The sequence below is a fragment of the Streptomyces qaidamensis genome (assembly GCF_001611795.1).
GTDB lineage: Bacteria > Actinomycetota > Actinomycetes > Streptomycetales > Streptomycetaceae > Streptomyces > Streptomyces qaidamensis.
Window position 1 is genome coordinate 91,985 of record NZ_CP015098.1, and the last position, 24,415, is coordinate 116,399.

Annotated in this window: 24 protein-coding genes and 7 pseudogenes; 13 read left to right on the forward strand and 18 right to left on the reverse strand. The window is 66.9% G+C overall.

What is annotated here, in order from left to right:
* Nucleotides 1–472: 472 nt before the first annotated feature.
* Nucleotides 473–1,033: a helix-turn-helix domain-containing protein gene (locus tag A4E84_RS00330; RefSeq protein WP_062924610.1), complete on the forward strand. Its 561-nt coding sequence runs from the start codon at nucleotides 473–475 to the stop codon at nucleotides 1,031–1,033.
* Between the two features lie 42 nt (nucleotides 1,034–1,075).
* Here the strand turns inward: A4E84_RS00330 and A4E84_RS00335 are convergent.
* Nucleotides 1,076–1,794, reverse strand: a pseudogene (locus A4E84_RS00335) (IS6 family transposase).
* Nucleotides 1,795–1,827: 33 nt separating this feature from the next.
* Nucleotides 1,828–1,962 carry a hypothetical protein gene (locus tag A4E84_RS45160; protein ID WP_257784316.1) on the reverse strand — a complete coding sequence of 45 codons (135 nt, stop codon included), beginning with the start codon at nucleotides 1,960–1,962 and terminating at the stop codon, nucleotides 1,828–1,830.
* 24 nt (nucleotides 1,963–1,986) lie between these two features.
* On the opposite strand from A4E84_RS45160, the gene A4E84_RS42765 reads away from it, so the two are divergent.
* The 4 genes from A4E84_RS42765 to A4E84_RS45385 all read left to right on the forward strand — a co-directional run bounded on the left by A4E84_RS42765 (nucleotide 1,987) and on the right by A4E84_RS45385 (nucleotide 2,995).
* Complete coding sequence (locus A4E84_RS42765) at nucleotides 1,987–2,142, forward strand: hypothetical protein (RefSeq protein WP_159029532.1); 156 nt, start codon at nucleotides 1,987–1,989, stop codon at nucleotides 2,140–2,142.
* Between the two features lie 213 nt (nucleotides 2,143–2,355).
* Nucleotides 2,356–2,484, forward strand: coding sequence for a hypothetical protein (locus tag A4E84_RS45165; RefSeq protein WP_257784317.1), 129 nt, complete (start codon nucleotides 2,356–2,358; stop codon nucleotides 2,482–2,484).
* Nucleotides 2,454–2,840 carry a hypothetical protein gene (locus tag A4E84_RS00340; protein WP_062924611.1) on the forward strand — a complete coding sequence of 129 codons (387 nt, stop codon included), beginning with the start codon at nucleotides 2,454–2,456 and terminating at the stop codon, nucleotides 2,838–2,840. The genes A4E84_RS45165 and A4E84_RS00340 overlap by 31 nt, the downstream gene beginning before the upstream one ends.
* A 59-nt stretch (nucleotides 2,841–2,899) precedes the next feature.
* Nucleotides 2,900–2,995, forward strand: a complete 96-nt coding sequence (locus A4E84_RS45385; protein ID WP_335340813.1) for a helicase — start codon at nucleotides 2,900–2,902, stop codon at nucleotides 2,993–2,995.
* Nucleotides 2,996–3,270: 275 nt separating this feature from the next.
* Here the strand turns inward: A4E84_RS45385 and A4E84_RS45170 are convergent, their stop codons facing one another.
* Entirely contained in the window at nucleotides 3,271–3,402 is a 132-nt protein-coding gene (locus tag A4E84_RS45170) for a hypothetical protein (RefSeq protein ID WP_257784319.1), read from the reverse strand.
* Nucleotides 3,403–4,042: 640 nt separating this feature from the next.
* Here A4E84_RS45170 and A4E84_RS40070 point away from each other — a divergent pair.
* A pseudogene (locus A4E84_RS40070) lies at nucleotides 4,043–4,225 on the forward strand (transcriptional repressor LexA); the annotation flags it as partial.
* A gap of 126 nt (nucleotides 4,226–4,351) precedes the next feature.
* Here the strand turns inward: A4E84_RS40070 and A4E84_RS00345 are convergent.
* The 4 genes and pseudogenes from A4E84_RS00345 to A4E84_RS00360 all read right to left on the reverse strand — a co-directional run bounded on the left by A4E84_RS00345 (nucleotide 4,352) and on the right by A4E84_RS00360 (nucleotide 6,667).
* Nucleotides 4,352–4,552: a hypothetical protein gene (locus tag A4E84_RS00345; protein ID WP_062924612.1), complete on the reverse strand. Its 201-nt coding sequence runs from the start codon at nucleotides 4,550–4,552 to the stop codon at nucleotides 4,352–4,354.
* Nucleotides 4,553–4,949: 397 nt separating this feature from the next.
* Nucleotides 4,950–5,753, reverse strand: a pseudogene (locus A4E84_RS00350) (vitamin B12-dependent ribonucleotide reductase); the annotation flags it as partial.
* 5 nt (nucleotides 5,754–5,758) lie between these two features.
* A pseudogene (gene nrdR / locus A4E84_RS00355) lies at nucleotides 5,759–6,205 on the reverse strand (transcriptional regulator NrdR); the annotation flags it as partial.
* 15 nt (nucleotides 6,206–6,220) lie between these two features.
* On the reverse strand, nucleotides 6,221–6,667 hold the full coding sequence (locus A4E84_RS00360; protein WP_062931203.1) for an SsgA family sporulation/cell division regulator: 447 nt from the start codon (nucleotides 6,665–6,667) through the stop codon (nucleotides 6,221–6,223).
* 663 nt (nucleotides 6,668–7,330) lie between these two features.
* On the opposite strand from A4E84_RS00360, the gene A4E84_RS00365 reads away from it, so the two are divergent.
* Complete coding sequence (locus tag A4E84_RS00365; RefSeq protein ID WP_107308242.1) at nucleotides 7,331–8,137, forward strand: IS5 family transposase; 807 nt, start codon at nucleotides 7,331–7,333, stop codon at nucleotides 8,135–8,137.
* Here A4E84_RS00365 and A4E84_RS40080 read toward each other — a convergent pair.
* Nucleotides 8,079–8,612 carry a hypothetical protein gene (locus A4E84_RS40080; RefSeq protein ID WP_237304726.1) on the reverse strand — a complete coding sequence of 178 codons (534 nt, stop codon included), beginning with the start codon at nucleotides 8,610–8,612 and terminating at the stop codon, nucleotides 8,079–8,081. The two genes, A4E84_RS00365 and A4E84_RS40080, sit on opposite strands and share 59 nt — an antisense overlap.
* Before the next feature lie 354 nt (nucleotides 8,613–8,966).
* Between A4E84_RS40080 and A4E84_RS00370 the strand changes: the two genes are divergently transcribed.
* Nucleotides 8,967–9,791: an IS5 family transposase gene (locus A4E84_RS00370; RefSeq protein WP_062924614.1), complete on the forward strand. Its 825-nt coding sequence runs from the start codon at nucleotides 8,967–8,969 to the stop codon at nucleotides 9,789–9,791.
* On the opposite strand, the gene A4E84_RS00375 is transcribed toward A4E84_RS00370, so the two are convergent.
* A complete protein-coding gene (locus tag A4E84_RS00375; RefSeq protein WP_159029533.1) occupies nucleotides 9,754–10,590 on the reverse strand; it encodes a hypothetical protein in 837 nt (278 codons plus the stop codon). The genes A4E84_RS00370 and A4E84_RS00375 overlap by 38 nt on opposite strands.
* Nucleotides 10,591–11,297: 707 nt before the next feature.
* Between A4E84_RS00375 and A4E84_RS00380 the strand changes: the two genes are divergently transcribed.
* On the forward strand, nucleotides 11,298–13,112 hold the full coding sequence (locus A4E84_RS00380) for an AlbA family DNA-binding domain-containing protein (protein WP_062924616.1): 1,815 nt from the start codon (nucleotides 11,298–11,300) through the stop codon (nucleotides 13,110–13,112).
* 54 nt (nucleotides 13,113–13,166) lie between these two features.
* Here the strand turns inward: A4E84_RS00380 and A4E84_RS00385 are convergent, their stop codons facing one another.
* The 5 genes and pseudogenes from A4E84_RS00385 to A4E84_RS00405 all read right to left on the reverse strand — a co-directional run bounded on the left by A4E84_RS00385 (nucleotide 13,167) and on the right by A4E84_RS00405 (nucleotide 17,817).
* Nucleotides 13,167–13,493 (reverse strand): WhiB family transcriptional regulator, encoded by a 327-nt coding sequence (locus A4E84_RS00385; RefSeq protein ID WP_062924617.1) that lies wholly within the window; start codon nucleotides 13,491–13,493, stop codon nucleotides 13,167–13,169.
* Between the two features lie 160 nt (nucleotides 13,494–13,653).
* On the reverse strand, nucleotides 13,654–14,661 hold the full coding sequence (locus A4E84_RS00390; protein ID WP_062924618.1) for a hypothetical protein: 1,008 nt from the start codon (nucleotides 14,659–14,661) through the stop codon (nucleotides 13,654–13,656).
* Nucleotides 14,662–15,602: 941 nt separating this feature from the next.
* A pseudogene (locus tag A4E84_RS00395) lies at nucleotides 15,603–16,371 on the reverse strand (transposase family protein).
* Nucleotides 16,372–16,438: 67 nt separating this feature from the next.
* Entirely contained in the window at nucleotides 16,439–17,122 is a 684-nt protein-coding gene (locus A4E84_RS00400; RefSeq protein ID WP_062924619.1) for a hemopexin repeat-containing protein, read from the reverse strand.
* Between the two features lie 206 nt (nucleotides 17,123–17,328).
* Complete coding sequence (locus A4E84_RS00405) at nucleotides 17,329–17,817, reverse strand: AfsR/SARP family transcriptional regulator (protein WP_159029534.1); 489 nt, start codon at nucleotides 17,815–17,817, stop codon at nucleotides 17,329–17,331.
* Between the two features lie 607 nt (nucleotides 17,818–18,424).
* Between A4E84_RS00405 and A4E84_RS00415 the strand changes: the two genes are divergently transcribed.
* Together A4E84_RS00415 and A4E84_RS00420 are read left to right on the forward strand one after the other, a co-directional pair.
* Entirely contained in the window at nucleotides 18,425–18,817 is a 393-nt protein-coding gene (locus A4E84_RS00415; RefSeq protein WP_062924622.1) for a hypothetical protein, read from the forward strand.
* 747 nt (nucleotides 18,818–19,564) lie between these two features.
* On the forward strand, nucleotides 19,565–20,278 hold the full coding sequence (locus tag A4E84_RS00420) for a cutinase family protein (protein ID WP_062924623.1): 714 nt from the start codon (nucleotides 19,565–19,567) through the stop codon (nucleotides 20,276–20,278).
* A 36-nt stretch (nucleotides 20,279–20,314) separates the two neighbouring features.
* Here A4E84_RS00420 and A4E84_RS00425 read toward each other — a convergent pair.
* A pseudogene (locus A4E84_RS00425) lies at nucleotides 20,315–20,590 on the reverse strand (HNH endonuclease); the annotation flags it as partial.
* Between the two features lie 416 nt (nucleotides 20,591–21,006).
* Here A4E84_RS00425 and A4E84_RS00430 point away from each other — a divergent pair.
* Nucleotides 21,007–21,540 (forward strand): CbrC family protein, encoded by a 534-nt coding sequence (locus tag A4E84_RS00430; RefSeq protein WP_062924624.1) that lies wholly within the window; start codon nucleotides 21,007–21,009, stop codon nucleotides 21,538–21,540.
* On the opposite strand, the pseudogene A4E84_RS40085 reads toward A4E84_RS00430, so the two are convergent.
* Nucleotides 21,522–22,355, reverse strand: a pseudogene (locus A4E84_RS40085) (IS5 family transposase). The gene A4E84_RS00430 and the pseudogene A4E84_RS40085 overlap by 19 nt on opposite strands.
* Nucleotides 22,356–22,385: 30 nt before the next feature.
* Between A4E84_RS40085 and A4E84_RS00450 the strand changes: the two are divergent.
* Entirely contained in the window at nucleotides 22,386–22,583 is a 198-nt protein-coding gene (locus A4E84_RS00450; RefSeq protein ID WP_062924625.1) for a DUF1918 domain-containing protein, read from the forward strand.
* Nucleotides 22,584–22,617: 34 nt separating this feature from the next.
* Here A4E84_RS00450 and A4E84_RS00455 read toward each other — a convergent pair whose 3' ends face one another.
* Nucleotides 22,618–22,884, reverse strand: coding sequence for a hypothetical protein (locus A4E84_RS00455; RefSeq protein ID WP_062924574.1), 267 nt, complete (start codon nucleotides 22,882–22,884; stop codon nucleotides 22,618–22,620).
* Between the two features lie 32 nt (nucleotides 22,885–22,916).
* Nucleotides 22,917–24,392, reverse strand: coding sequence for an NF041680 family putative transposase (locus A4E84_RS00460; protein WP_237304718.1), 1,476 nt, complete (start codon nucleotides 24,390–24,392; stop codon nucleotides 22,917–22,919).
* Nucleotides 24,393–24,415 lie beyond the last annotated feature (23 nt).

Genomic DNA, 24,415 nt, shown 5'->3' on the forward strand with positions numbered 1-24,415 from the left:
CCGGGACACCCCCAGATAAAACCCAGACCCTGCAGCCGGCTCCCTGGCCCTGATCGGGCGTCCCGGCTCCCACGATCCCGACAGCTCCGCTATACCGGACGCCACGCGCGCCTTCGAAGTGCGGCAACCCATCCGTCGTTCACAGTGTGGCCAGGACGAAGGTCAGCAGTGCCAGGGAGAGGGTGGCACTGCCCGCGAAGGCCACGGCTCCGCGCAGCAGGGCGCTGGCATAGGTAGCTCCGTCGAGGCGAGCAAGCAGGCCGGCCGCCGCTCATACGAGGGTGCAGAAGAGCGCGACGACGGCAAGGAGCAGGACCAAGAGCATCAAGTGGATGGATGGAGTGTTCATGCCTTCTTCCCTCAAGTGATCGATGACGACGACTCAAGGAATTTCGCGGTTCCGGTGTTCACCGGGGTTCAGGGCGAACAAAGATGAACGAAGACGGTCGCCCGGGGGACGGAGAAGCAGGACATGGGGGACGTACACGAGGATCCGTTGGCGGAACTCGCGCTGCGGCTGCGTACCCTCAGGGCACAGCGAGGTCTGCAGATGGGTGGGTTGCAGCAGCGGACCGGGCTGGGGCGGACAACGGTCAGCCAGGCACTGAACGGGCAAGTGGTACCCACCGAGGCCACGCTGGTAGCCCTGGCGAAGGCCCTGGGCACGGATGTGGAGCCGCTGGTGGCCCTGCGCGAAGCCGCCGTGCGCCAGCCGGATGTCTCACCGGCAAGAGTGGTGCGCAGGCCGGTACGACCGAAGGTGGAGCCGTCCTTTGAGGAGCGGTATCTCAACTACATGGCAGAGCGCCATTCCCAGCTGACCGTCGTAGGGCTGGACCTGAGCCGACCGGAACGCGCGCGTTGGCCACTCGACGCCGCCTACTTGAGCCTGGAGTTGGCGGAGCGGCCGGAAGGCTGGCCTGCAGGCGATGAGGAAGCGGACCGGCCATCCGTCGTGGTGAAGCCTGCCGAGCACGCGTTGGCCAACTGCCGACGGGGGCGTTGTCACGTTGTTGAGTGTGGGGTCGTCTGACGGTGTGCCGGGGCGTGGTGGAGTCGGGTTCCGGCTGTGTACTTACGGCGTGGTGGACAGGCCGGCAACTCCAGTGATCTGCTCCCAGATCGCGAAGCGGATGGTCATCTCGGTGCGGTAGTCGGATGCGGGGTTCAGATGACGGCGGGGCCGGAAGTGGGGTGAGATGCCGCTGAACGCGGACAGGAACCGCTGCGCCCCGCCCATGGAGCGGAAGCCTTTCATCGCGCGTTCGCGCTGTCTGGTGGGCTGGTGGCTGTTCTCCGCCCGGTTGTTCAGGTACTTCGACTGCCGGTGCTCGACGGAGGGCATGACCTCTCGGTGGGCCGCGCCGTAGGAGCGGAGCTTGTCGGTGACGATCACCCGCGGCACCGCACCCGTGTTCTTCAGCAGGCGGCGGAAGAAGCGTTTGGCCGCGGCGGTGTCCCGCCGGTTCTGTACGAGGATGTCGAGCAGCATCCTGTCCTGGTCGACGGCCCGCCACAGGTACCGCAACCGCCCGTTGATCTTGATGAAGACTCGTCCAGGTGCCATTTGTCACCAGGCCGGGGCTGCCTGCGTCGCAGGGCGTTGGCGTAGGCCTGCCCGAACTTGGCGCACCAGCGACGGATGGTCTCGTACGAGACGACGATCCCGCGCTCGAGCATGAGCTCCTCGACCTCGCGAAACGACAGTGGGAAGCGGAAGTACAGCCACACGCAGTGGGAGATCACCTCGACCGGGTACCGGTGCCCCTTGTACGACGGCGACACGGCCCCCACGAACAACCCCCTCCAGCACGATCAACCAGAAGATCATCCCATCCAGTCAACGAACGTGACAGCGCCGAAGTCGCTGTTCTGACCTTCAGGGACGAGGACCTGCGGAAGCGTCTCACCGGCTCCCTCGACCTTCTGATCTGGGGCGCCCACGACGATCAGCTGCTTCACGAGACGCGCCTCAGTTTCCCGCGCGTGGTGGCATACGCGGCGCACAACGACATCCTCGAGTGCCTGGGCGCGCACTTCCGCAAGGAGGCGTTACCAGCCCCCACGGACAACTGGACGAAGGCGCATGACCAACTGCAGTGGCAGTTCGAGCAGGTACGGCGGGCAGAAGCAGGCGAGTAGACCCCGTCAGCACCACGCCGTCGGCTACGCTGACGGTGGTCGCCCAGCTGCGGACGGCCCTGGCCCGAGTAGTCCGGCCCGTGACCGGACGGCGACGACAGCCCGAACCCGCTCAGCGGGACTCTGCAGCAGCGATCCGACAGTCCGCTGCCAGGCAGCCCTGTACGCCAGGCGTGCCCGGGTCACGGGGCCGTGCTCGCAGCGAGGGGACCCGTGGGTGCCAAGAACCAGGCGCTGAAGAACGCCGCCCGCCGGCGCGCGGCGGAGACCGGCCAGACGTACGAGGCCGCGCTGAAGGACGTTCGCCGCGAGTGCGAGAGCGGCGGCCGCGGCTCGGGGTGACCGGCTACTTCGTCGCCTGGGGAGTGCAGGAGCTCCTCGGCGCCGATCAGGTGCGGAAGGTCGTCGAGCACGGCGAGAAGTGCGGCCAGCCCGGCGCCGCCGATCCGATCGTGTGCCACCTGTGCGACCAGCACATCGACGTCACCCGGGAGCGGGAGGTCCACCTGGGTCTGGTGCTGATCGAGACCCCGCACCCCGGCCGGCCGCGGCCCATGGAGACGATGGTGCCGGTGTGGACGCACGAGAGGTGCGGCCGCGCCCGCGTGTGGGCCTGGTCCCAGCTCTCCCTTGAGCGGCGTCGGCGCGGCCTGCCCGTCGACACCTGGCGCAATACAAGGAGCGAGAGGGCTCCGTAGGGACCATCAGCCGCACCCACATCGAAGTCCTGTCAGACGGCACACAGGTCCGGCTCGGAGTGTTCCTCAGTAACACCAAGACCAGGCGCGCCAAGCTGAGCGCGGAGCGGCTCCAAGCGCTCGCCGACCTCGGACTGGAGTGGGCAGCGGTGTGAGCCTGCCTTATGGGCCGACGCAACACGGCCACCCTCAAGGCATTGCAGTGTGGCGGCGATGTCATACGATGCAGAGGCACCCGGGGACTCACCAGGACTGGACGGGACTCCACGAGAACCATCCAGTCTCAGAAGATCCCCGAAGGGCCTGACGCTGGCTCCACCCAGCAATCAGGCCCCTCGGCGGTGCCGCAGTCACGAGCCCGGCCGTCCAAGCAGCGGTCGGGCTCACGCGTGTGTGAGCTCACCGTCACCGGCCGTTCCCTTCTTCTGGATCAGGCCCAGAAGGACTTCAGCACCTCCACCATGACCGTGATCACCGGCGCCCAGTCGACCATCGCCTGTCGTATAGACAGCCGGCGTTCACACCGCGCGCAGTGACCGGACGGATTTGACTCCGTGGCCATTGGCGTCCCCTCCCTCCAGCCCCAGAAGGGATCCTGAGCAGGCTCAGGACTTCGCCTCAGGCCGAGGCGAACAACTCGGGCGGGGCTCCCGGGGGAAGCAGCCCCAAGCATATGGGCCACTGGGTCCTTGAAGACCCGGGGGACCACAACTTCTGGGCTGCTGCCGCAATCCAACCACTAGATGTGGGGACTGGCTCACACATCCAGGCCGTACGCATGTGTAGGCGCAGATGACGTGCGGCGACCCCTTCCGCAGCGACCCGTTCACGTCGAAGGCGCCGCCACCCTGCAGCTTCACCTGGGATACGGCCGCACCATTGCTGAACGGCCGTACCGCCACGGCGCATGCGGAGATACCGTGGGCGTCACGAGAAGGGGAGATGGGCCTCCCGCGCATGAGGACTGCTCTCAGGCGAGGGAATGCCGGACGGCAGACTGAGGCACAGTCCACAGGCGATCGCCCCTGCGGTGAAGAGTGCAGCAATGGGCCCTTTTGCCCGCCAGGTGGCGCGGTCGCTAGCGCTCCCGGACACATGGTCGCGTCCGGTGATTCGCGATTTTTCACTCGAACGTGTGTTTGGCGCAACCTTTCGAAAGCAACTACCGTTGTCCAGCAGGGAGACCATCGAGAGGGGCCGACGTGACCACCACCGCAGACAGTGCCGCCATCGCTGCCCAGGACCGCTCCCAGGGCCGACTGGAGCCGGTGCATGCGATGAACGAAGCCACGAACCCTGAGGGGCACAAGCGCTCCCTGCCGGGCCGACCTCCCGGCATCCGGGCGGACAGCTCCGGACTCACCGACCGCCAGCGCCGCGTTGTCAGGCAGTCGGTGCGCGGAGGTCGGTCGGGTCGGCGCCTGAGTCGACTCCTTGGAGTCGTCGACGGACAGGATGAAGAGGCGGAGACCTGCTGCGGTGAGATGTTTTCCACGCTGGGCACATAGCTCTCAACGGCCGATCAGCGTGTGCAGTCCCAGCGTGCTCGCACCCGCCGCGACCAAGCCGGCGACCACAGCAGTGGCGGCGCTGCCTCCACTGAGGAAGGTCAGAATTCCGATGACCGTGCCAAGGAAGGCAGCGGTCAGCAGCACGAGTAGGGCACGCTGCGAGAGCAGCGGGTCCGGCGGGCCGGGAGGCAGCGTGGTCATGCTGACTCCTTCTTCAGCCCGGTACGCACCGCGTACGCGTACTCCGTCGTGTGCGTCGGCGACAGCCCAGCGGTGGAGACGAGTCCAGTCAGTGCGGTCCGCGTGAGCCAAGCGGGGCGTGGCTCTCCGATCGTGGCTGTTATACGGTCGACGGGCGTCATTCGGTTAGTTCTCCCTCAGCAGGGCGGACGACCTCGACGACACGAGAGGGAGATCTCCCAGCGGCCAGCCGTCGGAAGCAGGGCCCGCCAGGAGATCTCCCTTCGTCATGCCGCCGAAGGGCGTTTTCGGTAGCCACAACCGTAGTGGTGGGTGTTGACAATGGCCCCGGTAGGCAAATACCGCAGAAACGACTAACGGGATGTTTTGCCGGAACCGGGGGAACGCGATTTCGACGGGCGTGGCGCATACCGAGGATCTCCTCTACTCCCTTGACCTTGGTCTCGATGAAGTCCTCGATGTCCGGGTGGTCCACGTCGAGGACAACCATCTTGGCGGCGCGGCGGGTGGCGCCACCGGACTTGATCGTTCCTGCGGAGGCGTCGGCGCCGCGCATGAAGGAGACCGGGCCGGAGGCGTTGCCGCCGGAGGAGAGCAGTTCCTTGGAGGAGCGGATCCGGGAGAGGTTCAGGCCGGCGCCGGAGCCGCCCTTGAAGATCATGCCCTCTTCCTTGTACCAGTCGAGGATCGACTCCATGGAGTCGTCGACGGACAGGATGAAGCAGGCGGAGACCTGCTGGGGCTGCTTGGTGCCGACGTTGAACCCCACGGGGCTGTTGAAGCTGAAGATCTGGTGCAGGAGGGCGTACGCCAGCTCGTGCTCGAAGATCTCGGCGTCGGCGGGCGAGGCGAAGTACTTGTGGTCCTCACCGGCCTTCCGGTACGTCTTCACGGTGCGGTCGATCAGCTGCTTGAGGCTGGTCTCGCGCTGCGGCGTGCCCACGGCACCGCGGAAGTACTTGCTGGTGACGATGTTGACCGCGTTCACCGACCAGAAGTCGGGGAACTCAACGCCGCGCTGCTCGAAGTTGACCGAGCCGTCGCGCCAGTTGGTCATGACGACGTCACGACGCTCCCAGCCCACCTCGTCATAGGGGTGGACCCCAGGGGTGGTGTGGATGCGCTCGACACGCAGGCCCTTGCTCGCCTTACCGCTCTTGAGGCGGGAACTCCGCGCCGGACCGCTCGCCGTCTCTGTCATGCCGCCTCCCTATACGGGCGTTTTGTTACTTTCCTGGGCTCCGCGATGGCCGCCTCGAAGTCGTCGAGCGAGTCGAACGCCCGGTAGACGGAGGCGAATCGCAGGTAGGCGACGAGGTCGAGTTCCTGCAACGGTCCGAGTATGGCCAGCCCCACGTCGTGGGTGGTCAGCTCGGCGCTTCCGGTGGCCCGCACCGCCTCCTCGACCCGCTGGCCGAGCTGGGCGAGCGCGTCCTCGGTGACGGGCCGCCCCTGACACGCCTTGCGCACTCCATTGATGACCTTCGTACGACTGAAGGGCTCGGTGACTCCGGACCACTTCACCACCATCAGCGAGCACGTCTCCACGGTCGTGAAACGACGGGAGCAGTCAGGGCACTGGCGGCGCCTGCGGATCGATGTGCCATCGTCGGTCGTACGACTGTCGACGACACGACTGTCGGGGTGCCTGCAGACGGTCGGCCTTACTCAGTCATTGCTGCGCCAGACGGTGTCGAGGAAGTTGGCGAGGCTGTCGGTGTCGATGTGGTGGTGCTCAGTGTCGGGTGGCACCTCGGCGTAGGTTCGCCTCAGGAAGGACCTCAGGGCCCCCGCAGGGGCCTCGAGCAGGGCTGCCTCACCTTCCGGGGAGCTCAGAGCGATGCAGACGACAGGGTGACCATGGCTGTGGGATGGCCAGATGTGGACGTCGCCGGTGCCGGTGGGCCGGCGTAGTCCTTCAGTGAGGAGTTCCCGGGCGAATACCCATTCCGTTGTCTCCTCAGCGCCGGTGTGGAAGGTGGTGTGCACGGCGTAGGGATCGGTCGGGGCGTACCGCAGTTCCACGGGCACTGGCAGTGTGGAGTCGCTCGACACCACAAGGCGTAGGTGCAGCGTGCACCACACGGTCCTGGGCGTCGGCGCCGAGTTGGCCACCGCAGGGGCTTCGTTCAAGGGGCCTGGGCTGTTGAGGACCTGTACCAGGTCAGCGTCCAGGACCAGCGTGTCCCCTTGGCCTGTGCCTTCGTAGGCTTCTTCCTCGCCGGGGGTGTTCCACGGTGCGCAGCGGTCACATGCAGCCGATGCCGTTGTGTGGTCCGAAAGATGTTCCCGAACGGCGTCGGGAACGCTTTGGCAGATTTGCTGGGCTGCTTCCGTGCCGAGCGTGGAGGCGTCCAGCAGTGCCTCGAAGGGGTCCTGGGGGTCGTTTCCGGAGCTGCGCGAGGTCTCGTCGAGGCTCACTTTTCACCGCTCCCTTCGCCGGGGCAGTCCGAGGCGGCGGAGTCCGTCCTGCGGAGCTTGTCGCGTTGTTTGCTACTGCGCCTCTCTAACTGGCCGTTCTCTATCCGTTCGTGTGCTCGGTCTGCTTCGAACAGCGCGCTGGATCGGGTGAGTTGGCCGACGTGGGGGCATGAAGGAAGGGCCTCTTGGTAGCTCGCGGTTGTCGAGTCCAGCGAGAAGCAAGAGGCCCTGTTGTCGAAGTGTCGCGTGGTCGTGGTTGCCGGGTCCAGTCCGGCCACTCCCAGGTGTGACTGTCTCGCCCATCGGTTCGGGAACGCGGCCGACCGGCCAGAGCGTCGGCCTCGGTATGGCTCGGACATGAGCGATGCCGAGTGGGCTCTGGTGCGGGATCTGTTGCCGGTGCCGGGATGGCTGGCGGGCCGGGGCGGGCGGCCGGAGGGCTACTGCCACCGGCAGATGATCGACGCGGTGCGCTATCTCGTTGACAACGGCATCAAATGGCGGGCGATGCCGTCCGACTTCCCGCCCTGGCCGCGGGTGTATGCCTTCTTCGCCCGCTGGCGGGATACGGGGCTGGTGGCCGAGCTGCATGAACGGCTGCGCGAGGGCGTCCGCCGGGCTGAGGGCCGTGACCAGGAGCCGAGTGCGGCGGTCGTTGACTCGCAGTCGGTGAAGGCGGACGCCACTGTTGCTCACCACTCGCGGGGGTTCGACGCAGGGAAGAGGATCAACGGGCGCAAGCGGCACTTGCTGACCGACACTCTCGGGCTCCTGCTGGCCGTGCTGGTCACGCCGGCTTCCACGACCGACCGGGATGCCGCCCGCGTCCTGCTACCCGCAGCGAAGAATCACTTCCGGCGGCTGGCGCGGATCTGGGCCGACGGCGGTTACACCGGCCACCTCACCGACTGGACCACCCAGCACCTCGGAGTCGTCCTCGACATCGTCCGCCGCAGCGACGACGTCCAGGGTTTTCAGGTCCTGCCCCGCCGCTGGGTCGTCGAAAGATCCTTCGCCTGGCTCCTGCGCAGCCGGCGCCTGGTCCGTGACTACGAACGGCGCACCGAGACCAGCGAAGCCGTCGTTCTGTGGTCGATGACCATGCTCATGAGCCGCCGCCTGACCGTCCAGCACCAGGAACCTGTTCCGGTATCGGCGGCTTGAACCTTCCCGGCTTCTCCTCGACCAGCCAGCCCCGTTCCACCAGCCGCTTCAGCCGGGCCCTCGCTCCCTCGACACGGGAGGCGGAGGCGCTGTCCCAGCCCAGCACCACCGCTGCCCGCCGGGCACCCAGCCCATCGGCTCCTGCTTCCACCGCGGCGGCCATCAACGCCTGATAGTCCGGCGACAACTCCTCTGTTCCGGTGGCGTTCTGCCGGTGAGGCACCGCCCGGCGCGGTCCCACCGGCTTCCGCTGTGACACCCCGCCGATCACTTCGGCGGGCGCATCCGCCTCGGCCAGTGCCTCCAGATACTGCTCCAGGCCGATCACCCGGCGCCTGAGCGCCTCTTCCGCGTCCGCCAGAGCCGCCCGCACCCGCTCCAGCTCGGCTTCGAGTTCCTCCACCCGCACCGCCGCGGACTTCCGCCGCGCTTCCAACACCGCCCGCATCGACGGCATCCGCCACCCCCACGACATCTCAGCCAGCAACGAGCCGAGACTCCCGCGACCGCGGCCATCTCATGCCTGACCAGCGAGAACCACACACGAGGTTCGGAAAGAGAACGACCTCTAAGTGAGCGTTTGATACGCCTATTGGGCGGTTCATAGTGATTGTCAGCGACCCGGCGTGAGTGCCGAACCAAGCGATCCGCCGGAAATGCGGCTTCTGCGGCAATCGGCAGACCAGTTATGCGCCGGGTTCCTTAACAAAGCTCCTGTCTCATTCAAAAACCTACCGGTTCACCCGAGATCGAGAACGCACGCCCCGATGCACCCAACGCCCCCGCCCACGCCCTGCTCAGACCGGCCGCCACCGCATACCCAGGCATCATGCAGCCCTCACGGCCCTACCCCAGCGACCTGTCCGACGCCCGCTGGGAACTCATCCGCCCCACCCTCGAAGCCTGGCGCCAAGCCCGCAACGGCATCCGCAAACCCACCCACGACCTGCGCGCCCTGATGAACGCCATCCTCTACGTCGACCGCACCGGCATCCCCTGGCGCTACCTGCCCCACGACTTCCCACCCCACCAAACCGTCTACGGCTACTTCGCCCACTGGGAAGCCGACGGCATCTTCGACCAGCTCACCGGCCTCTTACGCGGCAAAATCCGCCAGGCCGAAGGCCGCACCAACGAGCCCAACGCCTGCCTGATCGACAGCCAGAGCATCAAAACCTCCGCCACCGTCCCCCTCACCAGCCAAGGCATCGACCCCGCCAAGAAAATCATCGGACGCAAACGGCACATCGTCACCGACACGCTCGGCCTCCTACTGGCCGTCGCCGTCACCGCCGCCAGCGTCCACGACTCCGCCGCCGGCACCCAACTCCTGACCAAAGTCCGCGAGCGCCACCCCACCATCACCAAAGCCTGGGCCGACAACGGCTACAAAACCAAAGCCATCGAACACGCCGCCCACCTCGGCATCGACCTCGAAATCGTCCAACGCGACCCCACCACCCGCGGCTTCCACGTCCAGCCCCGCCGCTGGGTCATCGAACGCACCCTCGGCTGGCTCATGCACCACCGCCGCCTGGCCCGCGACTACGAAACCCACCCCCACCGATCAGCCGCCATGATCCAACTGGCCGCCATCAACCTCATGACCCGCCGCCTCACCCACGAAGCCACCCCCAACTGGCGCGACAGCTAAGCCAAATAAAACAGACAACCGAGAACCAAACGCTCACTAACGCCTTGGCCGTCAGGCCCACGCTCTGGGCCGCCTCCCGTTCGGTGTAGCCAAGTGCCCGCATCCCCATTGCCTTCCTGAGTTTGGGGTCATGGATGCGGGTGAGGGTCCTGGAGACCTCGTCGCGCACGAGAGCCGTATGACACGGGTCGGGTGTCCGCGGGTCGGGGAGCTGGATCAGGGCCTCGTTGCTGTCGTCCCAGCGAGCTAGGCGCTGACTATCGAGCTGCTGCTTCCACCACTTGCGGTAGGTCACGGCGAAGCAGCTGACGCATGCGCCCATGAAGTATGTGGTGAGGCCAGCACCCCGCCGAGGATCCCATTGGCCTTGCTGAAGCGCGTACCGGCGAAAGAAGGGCACCGCCGACAGAAGCGTCTCGGTGGCGAGAGTGGACTGTTCCTCATCGTTCCACGGAAAATGCGTCGGCGGGGAGGACACCGGTCGGCCACCCGCTGCGCAGCGGGCGAAGATCTCGCCCGTCCCGATCCAGTGGTGCAGAATGGGCCAACCGTAAGCGGCAAGCCGTTGCATCAAGCGGTCCGCGCGTTCACCTGTGTAACCGTCGGCGCGGACCGCCCTTACGACAGCGACGTCCGCAGCGAGACGCCGCTGATAGTCCTCCTGATCAGGCTGCTGCGCCTGTGGGGCCAGGTGGTTTTCCACCTGCTGCACCAAATCCGGGGAGATCGTCGCCGGTGGTTCCGCGTGCCCGGCCTCCTCAGCCTCCAACCATGCGTCTTCCTCTGCATGTCCTGACATGATCCTCCTTGCGGCAAGCGGTACGACCGCCGACGGCCTGACACATGGTTGTAGGAGCGGCCGTCGGCGTCTCCCCCCCTCTTTGAGGCGGTCGAGCTGCCGAGTATGTCGATCGTGATGCATAGGTGTACTGGCGTGTTCGCGTGGGCGCAGCGCCAGGTGTTCGTGGTGCTCGTAGACCACAAGGGCGGTGAGGCGGGATGGCCCGCCAGTCGCGGCACCGGATCCGAACTCTGTGCGCGGGGCAGCCTCAGTCCAAAGGCATGACGGCGGCGTGCGGCCGTCGTTGAACAGTACGACTCCATACAGTGGGCCCCGGGGACGTCATGGCTGATCCCCCGGGGCCCGTGCTGTGTCGGACGTGGGTCAGATCTCCCCGGCCGCCGTAGCGGTGAGCCAGCCGGCGGCTTCAGCGTCGGCCATCACTGCAATGGTCATCGTCCGTCGGGGGATTGCGCGGAGGGCGGGAGCGCCAGGTCGAGGAGGGCATTGAGGGTTTGGTGGTCGAGGCCGCTGTCGAGGTGGAGGGAACGTCGCAGGAGGGCTCCGACGGGCGTTGTCACGTTGTTGGGTGCGTGACTCCCTAACGGTGCGTCGGGGCAGGGAGAGCTTGGGGGCCGGGCCTGTGGTCAGGCCGTGGTGGGCCGGTCGGCAGCGCTTGTGAAACATGGCGGCGAGCGGCCGAAGCGCCGGTGGATACTGCCGGGGTGGTGAAGGATCTGAAGAGCGCGCTGGCCGCGCTGGACGGCAATGAGCCGGTCGCCCTGCTCGAACTGCGCGAGACGCAGTGGCTCGACGCGAAGGGCGTCCCGTACCAGCTGGCGGACCCCAAGGCGGTCGAGGAACTCGCCAAGGACGTCGCGGCGTTCGCCAACGGGGGCGGCGGGATGATCGTCATCGGCATCGCCACCCGCCTGGAGCACGACGAAGAGGTCCTGGACCGCATCGTCGGCCTCGACCCGGCCGCAGTGAACGTGGACCAGATCCGCAAGCTGATCCGTCAATGGATCACCCCAGCTCCGCGCGGCGTGCGCGTCGGCTGGTCCGGTGCGGACGGCGAGCGGGTGGTGTTCATCGACGTCCCCGAGCAGGCCGCCGGCACGTTGTTCGTCGTGCCGGCGCCGGTGGGCAAGCCCGGGTCTCCGCGCACGGACACGGTCGCCGTGCCGAGGCGGGACGGCGACAGCACGCACTGGCTGCCGCGGGCCGAGATCCAGCAGTTGCTCTCCGCCGGTGTCCGAGCCTCTGGCATGCCCACCGCTCAGGCGCTCACCGAGCTCGTGCGGCAGGCCGTCTCTGAAGCCGGGCCGGACGGTGAGCTGCGGGTCGGGCAGGGCCTGCCCGACCGCGAGCGGGAGATGCGTGCGGCCTACGAGCAGCTGGCCGGCGCAGGACTGGGCCGGCCGGCCGGAGAGGCGTGGGCGCAGGGCCCGGCCGCTCTGCAAGATCTGCACTACGAGCTCGACGGCGAGCCGGGCTGGGTGCTGTGTCTGGTGGCCGGGCGCCCGCCGGCGGCCGTCGCCGAGCCCGTCTGGCAGGCGATCGTCGCCGCCGGCCAGCATGCACCGGGCCAGGACCCGCTCGCGGCCATCGGCTTTCCCCGCCCGCCGAAGGACACGGACACTCCGTGGGTGATCGCGGCCGACTCCCGGAGTGTGGACCTCGACGGCGGATCGTGGGGCGCGGGCCGCCTGACGTGCTCGGGGCGCGGCGTGTGGCGGTGGCAGCCGCTCCCCCGCTTCGGCCTCAACCAGGGCCGGTCCGCCGACATCGGAACCTCCGGCCAGACGCCGGCCCTGCGCCTGCGCGCCGTGGTGAACCTGCCCTGGGCCGACCCGGACCAGCTGGAGATCAGCAAACCCCGGCGCACGCTCCTCGAACAGCAGCTTCCCTACAGCGCGGTGGCCGGGGCGGTGACGATACTGTCCAGGCGCCGGGGCTCGGAATTGCCCGCCGCTCGCTGGGAACGAGGACCCTTCGGCAACTCGGCCCGTTCCGTCGGCTACTCGTGCACGATCGCCGGACCGGACGGCAGCCCGGCGTTGAAGGCCTCCGTCATGCTCGCCCTGCCCACCACGATGGAATCCATCGTGGTCGCCTGCGCCGACGTCCTGATCGAGAACCCGGCAGCATGGGCGGCAGCCCTCGGCCCCGGCTGGGACACGCAGTTGGGCCTCGACGAGGTCCAGGCCGTACTGCTCGACACGTGGGAGACCGCTGCCGAGCTGCTGCCGGACGTCGTCGGCGACCCGGCCGGACTGTTGTGGGCTGCCCCGCCCACCACCGAACTGCGGATGACGTGCGAACAGCCCGCCGACAGCGGGGTCTTGCCGACCCTGGACACGATCGTCGACCTGACGCCCCTCGGCACGAACGACGGCGGCACCAGATCACGGATGGCCGTCACCATCACCTCCGAACCGGCAATGCGACGCGCAGAGCGCCAGCGCTTGCTGCGGGAGGCGCTGGTGTACATGGTTGACCAGTTCGGGTACGTCGACGCGGAGTTGGACCTGCTGTAGGCACGGCTCAGCAGCGCCCGTGCCGGGAGAGGAAGTGGTGGGGCCGGTGGGCTTTCATCCTGCGACGTCCCATGCCTGTCCCTCGTCCGGGCTGGCCAGTCGTTGGTGTTCCGACCGGGCGGCTTCGAGCAGGCGTCGCCAGGACGTGACCAGGGGGCGCCGTCGCAGGAGAGCCCGCCGCTCACGCTCGGTCATTCCGCCCCAGATTCCGTGCTCGATGCGATGGTCGAGGGCATAGGCCAGGCACTCGGTGCGCACCGGACAGCCGGTGCACACGGCCTTGGCCCTGTTCTGGGCCGCGCCGTCCACGAAAAGCTCGTCCGGATCAGCGGTTCGGCAGACCGCTCGCTGACCCCAGGCCTCCTGATCTTCCCCGTTCACCCCGACGCCGTCCTCTCCCCGGTCCGGCCCGCCGCACTCCCCTGGGCAGGCGCAGTCCGAGAACGGTACGGCAAACGCCTACGGCATGGGACATCACCGCATTGCGGCAAACCCTTCGGGTGAAGGGGCCTTGACCAAGGCCCCAACGCCTCGTGCCCCCTCAGCCGGTGCCCGAGCAACCGGGCATCACGGGCAACGATGCCTCGCATGTCAGGGCACTCGTGCGCCGCCGGATCGCGGCGAACATCTCGACGTGGTCCTTCCTGATCGGGTAGTCGATCCGGTCGTAGCGCAGTTGGAGAGCGGCGCTGCGATCCGGAGACTTCAACAGGACCAGACCGAGGCTGCCCCCGGGCGTCAGGTCGCGGTGACCGCACAGTTCCAGCGGCAGACCATGCTCCGGGTCGGTCAGGGCCTGCACCAGCTCGGCGCGGCGCAGGGCTGTCTCGGAATCGTGCTCGAGCTGCAGGATCCACCACTCCCCCAGCCGCGACTCGTGGCCGGTGACGACCTGGGGGACGGCGACGGTGTGGAGGAGTCCGAGGCGGCGCAGCAGCCCGCTGGGGAGCCAGGCGGCGTCCCGCCAGATCTTCTCGTAGATGAGCGGCTGCCGTTCGGTGTCCCACTGCTTCTCGTAGGGAGTCCACGTGTCGCCGACCAGCCAGCAGGCTTCTCCCCCGTTGCTCTGGATCTGCTGCGCGAGGGCTGCCTCGGCCTTCTGGAAGGCTCGGCGTGAGGGGCCGGTGAGCTTGATGCTGGTGGGTTGTCCGAGCCGGCGGAGCTCGATGCCGCGGTCGGTGCGTGCGCAGATCCGGATGCCGTTGAGTCCGTAGATCTCGTCTCGTCCTACGCTCATCGGTGAGCGGCAGGGCAGCAGTCCGCTCAGCAGGCTTTCGAGGCTGGCGTTGCTCTCCAGGTGGAGCCGGATGCCGTGTGAGGTGGGCTGCACGTAGCGGATTCCGAAGGGGTACTCGAAGAAGTGCCGCTGGGTGTTGAGGACCCAGTAGAACACCTCGGATTCGAGCAGGAGTTGCGCGTGCTGGGCCGGTGCCGGGATGAGGGGCGCGTGGGGCGGCGCGGCAGCGACGGCGTCACAGGCGACCTGGCGGGGGGTGCCGGTGTAGAGGGCGTACGTCCGGGCGCGGCTGCTGATCTGGGTGGCCGACATGGCGGGTACCTTCCGCTCCGCTCCGTCGGCCCGCGGAGCGTGAGGAACAGGCACTGGTGTGCGGTGGTGCGGTCGGTGAGATGGGCTCTGGTCGAAGCCGAGCTTCTTCGCCTCCGCCTTGAACCAGTGGGCCGAGGGTTCGCGTGAGGAGCAGCAGACCGATGCCGCAGGGCGCCACGGTAGCGGCGAGGCGCCGTGCTGGCAGGGTGCCACGCCGTGTTCCCGTCGCGCTTGCCGAGTGGGGGGGGGGGGCGCCGGAGCGTTGGAGTCGGTGGCACTCGGAGCAGTGTGAGACCTTGGAGGGGAGGCACGAGGGCTCCTGGCGGAGTCGTTCGTGCCACGGGCTGCCGCGGCACAGGCATGCCGCGGCGCAGGGCCTCGCGGGTGAGGGCGCGGCGAACATGTCGTAGCCCTTGAGGAAGGCGATGGTCTGCAGGGGGTGACGCGCAGGATCTCGCCCTTGATGACACGGCGGGTGGTAGTGCTGGGAAGCTCCCCGATGGTGGACTCGCGGAACCATGTAGCCAAGCAAGCTGGTTTCGAACGGAGCGATGTCCGCGGCAATAGTCCGATCGCCTGAATCTGGCGTCACAGCAGGCCAGCCATGCGTCCACCTGGGTACCGATCTCACCGAACTGAGGAGGTCCGGTGGCGCAGTTCGGCCCAATGCTGAGAACCATCCACGCGGTGCAGCGAGGGGACTTCCCCTCACAGTTCCGCCGGCGCCTCGCGAACAGGAGCACTGGCGACGCGGCGTGGAGGCAGCCGTCATCTACGCCCGCGAGCACGGCGACCTGCGGGTGCCCTTCACATTCGCGTGCCGGCCGGGGAGGAAGCGGAGGCGGCAGGGTGGCCAGCCTCGCTCGCCTCCTTCCTCCCTACCTAAGGGTGTTGCACAAGGCTCGGTGTGGGCGAGGCTGAGTGCCGACTGACGTGCTGTTTCACCCGGCTAGGGCGAGGTTGTGCATAGTGGCGACGGCCTGGACGGCGTGATGGAGGCCGTCGCCCCTTTGGCGGCAGTCGCGGAGGATCTTCCAGTTCTTCATCCGTGCAAAGATGTGCTCGACGCGGGCACGCACGCGCCGGTGTTCGGCGTTGTCCTCCTCCTGGCCGCGCAGGAGGGGGCGGCCGGCTCTCCTGCGGTGCGGGACGATCAGCCCGGTGCCCAGGTAAGCGCCGTCCGCGATCACCGTCGTGCCTGCCGCGATGGCGGGCAGGTCGGACTCCCGCCAGACATGCGCATCCGCCTTGTTCCGGGCGCCGGTCGGGCTGATGCCACTACCAGCGGGTGTCGGCATCGATGATGACCTGCACGTTCGCGGAGAACCGGTAGTTGCGCGAGGAGGCGCCGACCGTTCGGTCGCGAACCGGGACCAAGGTGCCGTCCACGATCCATAACCGTTCCACGCCCGCCGCCGGCCTCGGCACCGGCTCCAGTGCAAGCAACGGTCGCAGACGCTGGATGACGCGGCAGACGGTGGCCGGCGAGCACCCGAAGAGCGGTGCGAGCTGCCGCATCGTGAGGTTCGTGCGGTAATACACGGCCACCAGCAGCACCCACTCGGCCAACGGAAGGCACCACGGCCGACCACCACCAGGACCGTTGCCGCCCCGTTCCCGCACCGCGCGAAGCAGCTTCTCAAACCGCCCTATCCGCAACCCGGTGAACGTCTCCACCCACACCGGCTCAGCCCTCAACACCCCACCCATACAGGCAAAATGCCCGCCACCAAGCCTTCTGCAACACCCCTTAAGGGCTGTCCCGCAATTCGCGTGGCTATGCGTTCGGGTTAATCCAGATTGACTGGAAGTTCCGCGCGGCGAAGGTCGAAGGAAAACCGACCCACTGGTCCGCCGTCTTCAGAGGGTAGTCGGTGTCAACCACAAGGAAGTCGCCGCTGCGTGTCACGCGAATGTAATGATCACCTTTAAATATGTAGCCCTTTCCGTTCATGAAGACGCCGTCGTCGAGATGTGAGCTGAAGTTTTCCCTGGCGCCGGAGCCGAAGCTCGCTGACGCGAGATCGGGCAAGAGGGTAGCGATTTTTCCTGGCCCGACGATAACCGTCTCAGCGCCCTTTTCTTCACCGAAGAGCAGACACTGATCGTCTTTGAAAAACCAGGCCGAGCCGTCGCCCAGTTCCAGTGCGGCGTCGATATACTCGTCGAAGCCGGTACCCTCGAATCCGTCCCAATGATCCTTCGTCAGTTTCGGAGTCCCGGTGATGTCGTTGGCCTGGATATCGTATTTGGCGTACTTCTCTCCCTTGAAAAAGTAGACGTGTCCGTTAGGCCAGTTCACAGCCGCGTCGATGTCAGCATCGAATCCGTAGTGAACGGTGTGACCCCAGTTGGCACCGATGGACCTCACGTAGTCGACCCCGTCTGGGGGCGGCCCTGGGGGAGACACGTTGTATCGCGCATATTTCCCATGCTTGGTGAAATAGACTTTCACGGCCATGGTGCATCTCCTGGATGACGGGAGAAGATTGTACAGACTTTGACGAGATTCGGGCCGAAGTTGAGGCAGTTGTCCAACGGTCGTGGCCCCGGCCGGATTTCGTCTGATTGGACCTCCTCATATCCACTGTGCATCAGCCTAGGCGAGGTGTCGAACGCAGAATCATGAACTGTGACGCCTCTGATGGAACGCAACATGAGGTGATGTCACAACTGTGTTGTAGTCAGGTTCCGTACGAGCTGCGTCATTTGAGACGATGGTGCGACGTTCAACTCCCGGCTAAGGAAGGCCCTGTAGTTGTGGTAGCGCTTGAGCGCGCTTGCAACATTGCCCTCCGCGATATGCACCTGTATGACGATGCGGTGCGCGGTCTCCCTTATGGGGTCGATGTTCATGGCTGCGACGGCAGCCTGGAGCGCGGGCAGGTACTGATCCGCCTCCTGACACTGCTGGGCTAGGCTCTCAAGGGCGTAGACACGCATTTGGTCCCAGCGCTCTCGTTCCAATATCAACCAGTCCTCAGCCCAGCCAGGCAGCAACTCCCGGCTGAGGTCGCTGACGCGACAGGCCCAATCGACTGGCACCGGTTGCACCCGCTCAATCACCTGGCGGGCTGACTCCCAGACACGGTGCAGATCGACATGCACTGCGGGCGAGAGCATCAGGCGCGGACCAACAGTTTCGATCGCGTTCACGCAGCCCAAGCGCCGGCCTCGACACAGAGCAGACCGGAGATTTGCTGCCGCCCGGAAGGGGCTGCACTCAGGCCACAGTTGTTCCGCGACAGCGGCTCGGTGAGCGCCATCGCCATGCAACGCCAGGAACGCCAGCAGGCGCTGAGCTCCCAAGGGAAGGGACATACGACGGCCAGCATTGGTAACTTCGAAGGGCCCCAGCAGTTCGAGGCACGTGTCATTCCTCGGCACATCTCTACTGTGCAGTCAGCGCATGACCTACGCACCCGCTGTTCGTCTATGTCGGGGTGATCGACATCCCTCTGGCCAGCATCAACGTCGAGGAAACGACTGAGAGACGCGGCCGGGACGTGACCTCAACGCTGCGGGGCACACCGATGCGAGGCGTGCGGGGGAGTATTAGTACGACCGACTCCTCCAGCGATAAGAGAGGGTCGTTCCTGGAGGTGCACTCGGTCCTGCGGGACCTTGTGCGACCCGATCAGGCCATCGGTGACCCCCAGGAATACTTTGCCGTTCTCGACGAACCGGTGAGCCTCTAATCCCTGGTTGATCGGACTTGGCCGCCCGATTCCTGATTGGGAGTCAAATCAGAAAGGATCGAAAAATGGTCGCCACACAACCTGAAGTATCGGCAGCACGTGACGTCGAGGCGTACGACTACGTCACCAAGCTCGTGAGCTCGACGTTTCAAGAAGCGATCAGGACTGTCCTCCGTGAGCTCCAGGACCCGAACACCTTCCACGCAGCAGTCACGCGCCTGACGGAATCCCAAGGTGATGCACCGGACCCCGTGGCCGAACCGGAGCAGCTTTACCGCGGATTCTGGAATGTGGCCAACGGCCTCACCACCGAACTCTGCTGGCACAACAGCATCGGACGGCCTATCCTCTCGCACGCGGTCGTGGAGCACTTCGCACCCGCAAAGTCGGAAGGCCTTAGCCCAATGTTCGAATTCGGATTCGGCGGCTTTGGACTGAACGTCGGCCTGAAGTTCTAGCTGGCGGGTCCCCAGTGCTGCGGCTGGCTCTCTCGGCCAGCCGCAGCACAGTTCTACATACTGGCTCACCTCGTAACCGAGTCCAGCCCTCCCGGCCCGGCAATGCCTTGCGGCCCGGATACCGGAACCTGCGCTCATGCTTCGGCAGCAGCGGCTACAGGCGACCCCACACTGGCCAGCCGGAGACCACCGGTCTATCCGCACCCAGCGGGATGGCGGCGGCGGTGATGTCCTGCTCCTCCGTCCAGTTCAGCAGCACGGACCTGATGTACAGGCTGGTCTCGCTGGATACCTCGAACGCCTTTCGCGCGAGGGTGGAGGTGTGCTCGAGTCCAGCACGTGGGCGAAGTGGAAGGCGCAATCGGCGTACAGCTTAGTGGTGAGCTGGTGGCCGCCCCCGCACAGCCACACACCACACCAGTACTTCTCGCCGGCATGAAGGGAGGGCACGGACGTCGTCTCATGGTTGCTGCGTACGACGCTAATCGGAAGCGATGCGCAATGGGGAGGGGCCCCCGATGGACGGCCGGCCTCGGTCAGACACCGACGAGGCATCGGGAGGCGGCGTGGCTGTCGGGTGCGGCGCCACGGGGGGTGCGCCGCACCCTGCGGCCAGGGTAGCGGCCGGGCGGCTCCGGGCGGGCCCATTCCGCTCAACCACAAGGTGGGCCAGCCCAGTCTCTCGAAACAAACCGCTGAACTGCTTGCACTGGTCCTCCGCTGTCCCCCTTCCCGCAGGAGTGCACCATGCTCCACCGACCCGCACAGTTGGTGACGAGTGTTATCACGGTGGCCGCGGTGGCCGCTGGCTCGCTCGCTGCCACATCGCCGGCCCGCGGTGCCTCGAAGTCCTCCCAATGCGCCCAGGTCCACGTTCTCGCCGCACGGGGCTCGACCGAGCCTCCCGGGCTCGGTGCGATCCAGAGCCTGGTTGATCTGATCAAGAACCACAGCGACCAGACTGTCAGCAGCAACGCGATCGACTACCCCGCTCTTCTCTTCCCCTATCGGTGGAGCTCGGCCTCGGGTACCGCTGCCGTCAAGCAACAAGTCACCGACCAGGTCGAGAAGTGCCCGCGGCAGAAGATCGTCCTGGTCGGGTACTCCCAGGGCGCCCACATCATCGGTGACGCTCTCGGCGGAGGGGGTGGCGGAAATCTCGGACCGGAAACCCCGCCGCTCGACGCCTCGATCGGCGACCACGTCACCGCTGTGATCCAGATGGGCGACCCCCGGTACACAACGGGGAAGCCGTATAACGTCGGCACCGCGCAACGGGACGGCGTCTTCCCCCGACTGCCACACCAATCCCTGTCGGCCTACGCCGACAAGACCCGGTCCTACTGCGACAACAACGACCAGTACTGCGCCAGCGGCTACAGCCTCCAGGTCCATCTCAGCTACCTCGACCGGTACAGCACTGACGCTCTTGGATTCGTCCTTCGCAAAATCGGCGGTTGACAGGTCCCGCAAAGGCCCGATTGCCTACGTGCGACACTACGCCGTCTCCTCGTAGTTGACGCTCTGGAGCAGGCAGTCGACAGCCTGTGCCCGCAGCGCCGCCAGCTCGGCTTCGTCTGCGGTCAGGCTGCAGCGCAGCTTGGCGGCTACCCACTCCCCCGCGCAGCGGCAATGCATGTCTGCCGCGGGCGGCAGCCACTGGGCGGGGTCCTGGTCGGCCTTGCTGCGGTTCGAGCGGGTGGTGACCGCGGCCAGCGACGCCTCCTGGCCCTGGTCGTTGGCGTAGGCCTCACGGCGTTGCGCGCTCCAGGCTCGCCTCAGGACCCACCAACGGGTCGAGGGGGCTGGCGGCTCCAGAGCAGTGCGCAGCACCGCGTGGAAGCTCTCCAGCGTCTGGGGCATCCGGTCGTCGTCTCCGGGGTACCCAACGGCCGTCTTGCCCGCCGCTGAAGCCGCCGGTGCGCTGCTGGCGGCGGGCTCGGGTCTTTGCCGAGCGCCGCACCGCGACCGCGGTCCCGACGGTCGCGCCCCGCGGCCTCCGTCGACGTCGTCAGCCAGGCCGCCCGCCGCGACTGGGCGGTCATCGGCCTGCGGAGCTAACAGGCCATCTCATTTGGCTCTGCAGAGAGACTCCGACCCCCGCGCTTGATCAAGAACCTGCTCGCAGACAGACTGCTCTTCATGGGATCAGTGGGCAGAGCGACCAGGTCGCGGATCGGAAAGTGCCGATGAGTGCCGACCTGCCCTTCTTCCGTTATCACCCAGATCCCCTCGCGAGCGGGTCCATCCGCGCGTCCACCGAGACGTGCGCCTGCTGCAAGGCCAACAGGGGATGGATCTACACGGCCACTTTCTACACTGCTCAGGACGTCAGGGGACGGTTCTGTCCTTGGTGCATCGCAGATGGCAGTGCGGCTGAACGCTTCGCCGGCGACTTCACCGACTCCTACGGGCTCGACGGTGTCAGTGAGAACGTCTTGCATGAGGTCACCCGCCGCACCCCTGGCTTCCACGCCTGGCAGGATCCACACTGGCTCGTCCACTGCCAGGACGCGGCCGCCTTCGTGGGGGAAGTCGGATACGCCGAGCTAGCGGCGCATCCCGAAGCACTCGACCAGTTGCGGAACGACATGCGTCTCGACGGCTGGCACGACGAAAGCCGACTCGAACACTTCCTGACCAGCCTGGGCCAGGAGGCAACCGCCATGCTCTTCCGCTGCACCGGCTGCGGAGCCCACCTCGCCTACACCGACGCCTCCTGATATCCGTCCGTGCTGGTGAGTCTGCGGTAGCAGATGAGGGTGCAGGCGATGCTGGTGAAGGCTAGGAAGTGGCTGGCTTTGCGTTCATAGCGTCGGTGGAGGCGTCGGCATCCGGCGAGCCAGGCCATGGTGCGTTCGATGGTCCAGCGGTGCCGGCCCAGCCGCTGGCTGGAGTTCGTGCCCTTGCGGGCAATCCGCGGTGTGATGCGTCGGTCGCGTAACCAGCGCCGCAGGTGGTTGTAGTCGTAGCCCTTGTCGCCGTGGAGCTTGCCGGGCCTGCGCCGTCGTCGGCCGCGCCGGGAGCGGACCGGCGGGATTCCTTGAACCAGGGGGATCAGGGCCTGGCTGTCATGGACGTTGGCACCCGAGATGCCGAGGGACAGGGGCAGACCGGTCCGCTCAGTGATCAAGTGGATCTTTGAGCCGTACTTGCCCCGATCCACAGGATTCGGGCCTGTCAGCTCCCCCTTTTGGCCGTCGGGAGCCACAGCCCACCGGCGGTTCACGGAGTGGTCGAAGACCCGGGTGTGGGCCAAGCTCCACCGCTTGGTCCTCGACGAACTCGGTTCCCGCGGCGAGCTGGACTGGTCCCGCTGCGCGATCGACTCGGTGAACATGCGGGCCCTGACGAACGATGCGGATGGCAACTGCTGCCACGTTCAACCAGACGTCGCGACGAACACGATCGCGGCCAGCACTTCCCGGTCCCCGTGCCGACGCCTGCCACCACCCTGCGGACGGGTCGGCGCCTCCGGCACCACCCGCTGGAACAACTCCCACAACTCATCCGGCACCAGCCGCTCAACGATCCCCACATCGACAGACTATCGATCAGGCCAAATGAGATGGCCTGTAAAGGGGACCGCCTGGTCATGCATGGCCGAGCCGTCGGCCGGCAGGAGCAGGTCGTAGAGATCATCGAGGTTCTCGGGCCGGACGGAACACCGCCTTACCGCGTGCGCGCCGAAAACGGCCACGAGACCATCATGTCCCCTGGGCCAGACACTGTGGTCGACCACCGCAGGACGGCCGACGAAGGCTGACAGGCCAAAACCGCACAGACTCTGAGCTTGTCGTTTAACCTCGGCTCTCGATGAGACGGGCGAGTGATTCTGTGGGCCAGCAGAGCCACTGCAGAACTGGGTTGGTGACCACGAAGTAGTGGGCGCTGACCCGACCTCGCTCCTTGTCCAGGATCTGCGGGGCCTCATCGCGGTAGACGTAGCGGAGATAGCGGCGGCGGATCGGTGCTCCTGCTATCAGCAGCACTGGTGAGGCGACAAGGACGGCCAGCTGGACCAGGACTTTCACGACTGTGAGCTTGGCTCTCTCCTCATAGCGCATGCGCTCAGTGTGCTGGCCCTCTGTGTCACTCGTCAGCCTGTTCTGCGGGGTTTGGTGCCCACCTTGTGGTGGGCGGGACGGCTGTATGCCTCGCCGGTGGCGAGGACGCGTCCCACGTCATGACGGATAGCCGGATAGCGGTTCTTCGAGCCGGGCGGTCGGCCTGGGCCGGGACGGGAGGGTTTCGGTGCGCCGACGGGTGAGCCGGTCTTCGCGTGCAGGTTTCTGAACCCTCTGCGGACGCGGGCGGGTGTCATTTTGTTCGGCTCGGTCGGCTTTTCCCAGGGCCTGCGAAGGTCGGTGGCCAGCGGGCGGGCGATCCGGAGCTGGGCATAGGCGGCGATGACGAGCCAGGTCCACCGGTCGGCCGCTTCCGAGCTGCGGAGCCGGGGCTTGGTCCACCCGAGGGTCTGCTTGAACAGGCGGAATGTGTGCTCGATGTCGAAGCGGCGGAGGAAGGACTGCCAGCAGCGGTCGACGTCCGCTTCGGTGGCGCCGATTCGCGACCACCACAGCCAGACCGGCCTGTTGACTCCGCCGCTGGGCAGCTTCTCCACGGCTAGGCGGATGACGGTGCCCTCGATGATGGGCAGCGGCCCGTTGTGGTCGAGCCATGCGGCCCGGTGGGTCAGCCGCGGGTGCAGCCGGTCCCATGCCTGCGCGGTCGCCTTCCCATAGAGCCGGGTGGCCGTGGCGGTCACGGCCTGCTCGGTGCCCCAGGTTGCGGCGTCACCGAAGACGAACTCGCCGCCGTGCTTGGGTGGCCGGCCGCCCTTGGGGTTGGCCAGGTGGAACTCTTCGCGGGAGGGTGTCGGACGCCGCATCACCCGGTCTGAACGGAGTCGGCCGAGGATCTCGACGGGCAGGTCACTCAGCAGGTGGGCGATGCGCGGGGCGTCGTATCCGGCGTCCAGCACGACCAGGACCTCCGGGTCACCCGGTCGCCACTGGCCGGCGGTGACTAGCCGCTCGACGACCTCGCGGATCTGCACCGTGGTCACGGCGGCGACGTCGGCGCCGGGCTCCAGGCGGACAGCGTCCAGCACCGCCGTCCAGGACGTGCGGCCGGTCTCCAGCGCAGCCACCACCGAGTACGGCCAGCCTGGCACCATCTGATGCTTGCCCTCGCCCCGGCCGAAGGTGTGGCAAAAGGCACGGTTGGCAGAGGTGTTGGCGTCCGGTCGCAGCCACGGCGAGACATCGACGGCCAGTACGAGCCGACCGTCCGCCGCCCTCGGCAGCGGCACCTCGGTCAGGGCACGACGCAGCCGTGCGACGTCGATCCGGCCCTGGTTGAGTCCGCCGTACAGAGCCCCGTGACCTCGGCGGTGTTCGGGCGCGAGCGCGAGATCAACCAGCGTCCGAACCGGCCCGTCCGTGCACAGCAGCGCGTCGCACAACTCGAACAACGCGTCGCCCCGCGTGGTCAGACACGCGTACAACTCCGACCGGAAGCGTGACACTTCCGCGAACGCATCCCGCAGGACGCCCTGATGCACCAAACTCACGACCACGGCCTTCGCGCTGATCC

Excerpts from the sequence above, each read along its gene's own strand:
- A4E84_RS00330 (WP_062924610.1), top strand. The coding sequence starts at position 473 with ATGGGGGACGTACACGAGGATCCGTTGGCGGAACTCGCGCTGCGGCTG.
- A4E84_RS45170 (WP_257784319.1), bottom strand. The coding sequence starts at position 3,402 with ATGGCCACGGAGTCAAATCCGTCCGGTCACTGCGCGCGGTGTGAACGC.
- A4E84_RS00345 (WP_062924612.1), bottom strand. The coding sequence starts at position 4,552 with ATGACCACGCTGCCTCCCGGCCCGCCGGACCCGCTGCTCTCGCAGCGT.
- A4E84_RS00365 (WP_107308242.1), top strand. The coding sequence starts at position 7,331 with ATGAGCGATGCCGAGTGGGCTCTGGTGCGGGATCTGTTGCCGGTGCCG.
- A4E84_RS40080 (WP_237304726.1), bottom strand. The coding sequence starts at position 8,612 with ATGTCGTGGGGGTGGCGGATGCCGTCGATGCGGGCGGTGTTGGAAGCG.
- A4E84_RS00370 (WP_062924614.1), top strand. The coding sequence starts at position 8,967 with ATGCAGCCCTCACGGCCCTACCCCAGCGACCTGTCCGACGCCCGCTGG.
- A4E84_RS00375 (WP_159029533.1), bottom strand. The coding sequence starts at position 10,590 with ATGTCAGGACATGCAGAGGAAGACGCATGGTTGGAGGCTGAGGAGGCC.
- A4E84_RS00390 (WP_062924618.1), bottom strand. The coding sequence starts at position 14,661 with ATGTCGGCCACCCAGATCAGCAGCCGCGCCCGGACGTACGCCCTCTAC.
- A4E84_RS00400 (WP_062924619.1), bottom strand. The coding sequence starts at position 17,122 with ATGGCCGTGAAAGTCTATTTCACCAAGCATGGGAAATATGCGCGATAC.
- A4E84_RS00415 (WP_062924622.1), top strand. The coding sequence starts at position 18,425 with ATGGTCGCCACACAACCTGAAGTATCGGCAGCACGTGACGTCGAGGCG.
- A4E84_RS00420 (WP_062924623.1), top strand. The coding sequence starts at position 19,565 with ATGCTCCACCGACCCGCACAGTTGGTGACGAGTGTTATCACGGTGGCC.
- A4E84_RS00430 (WP_062924624.1), top strand. The coding sequence starts at position 21,007 with ATGAGTGCCGACCTGCCCTTCTTCCGTTATCACCCAGATCCCCTCGCG.
- A4E84_RS00450 (WP_062924625.1), top strand. The coding sequence starts at position 22,386 with ATGGCCTGTAAAGGGGACCGCCTGGTCATGCATGGCCGAGCCGTCGGC.
- A4E84_RS00455 (WP_062924574.1), bottom strand. The coding sequence starts at position 22,884 with ATGCGCTATGAGGAGAGAGCCAAGCTCACAGTCGTGAAAGTCCTGGTC.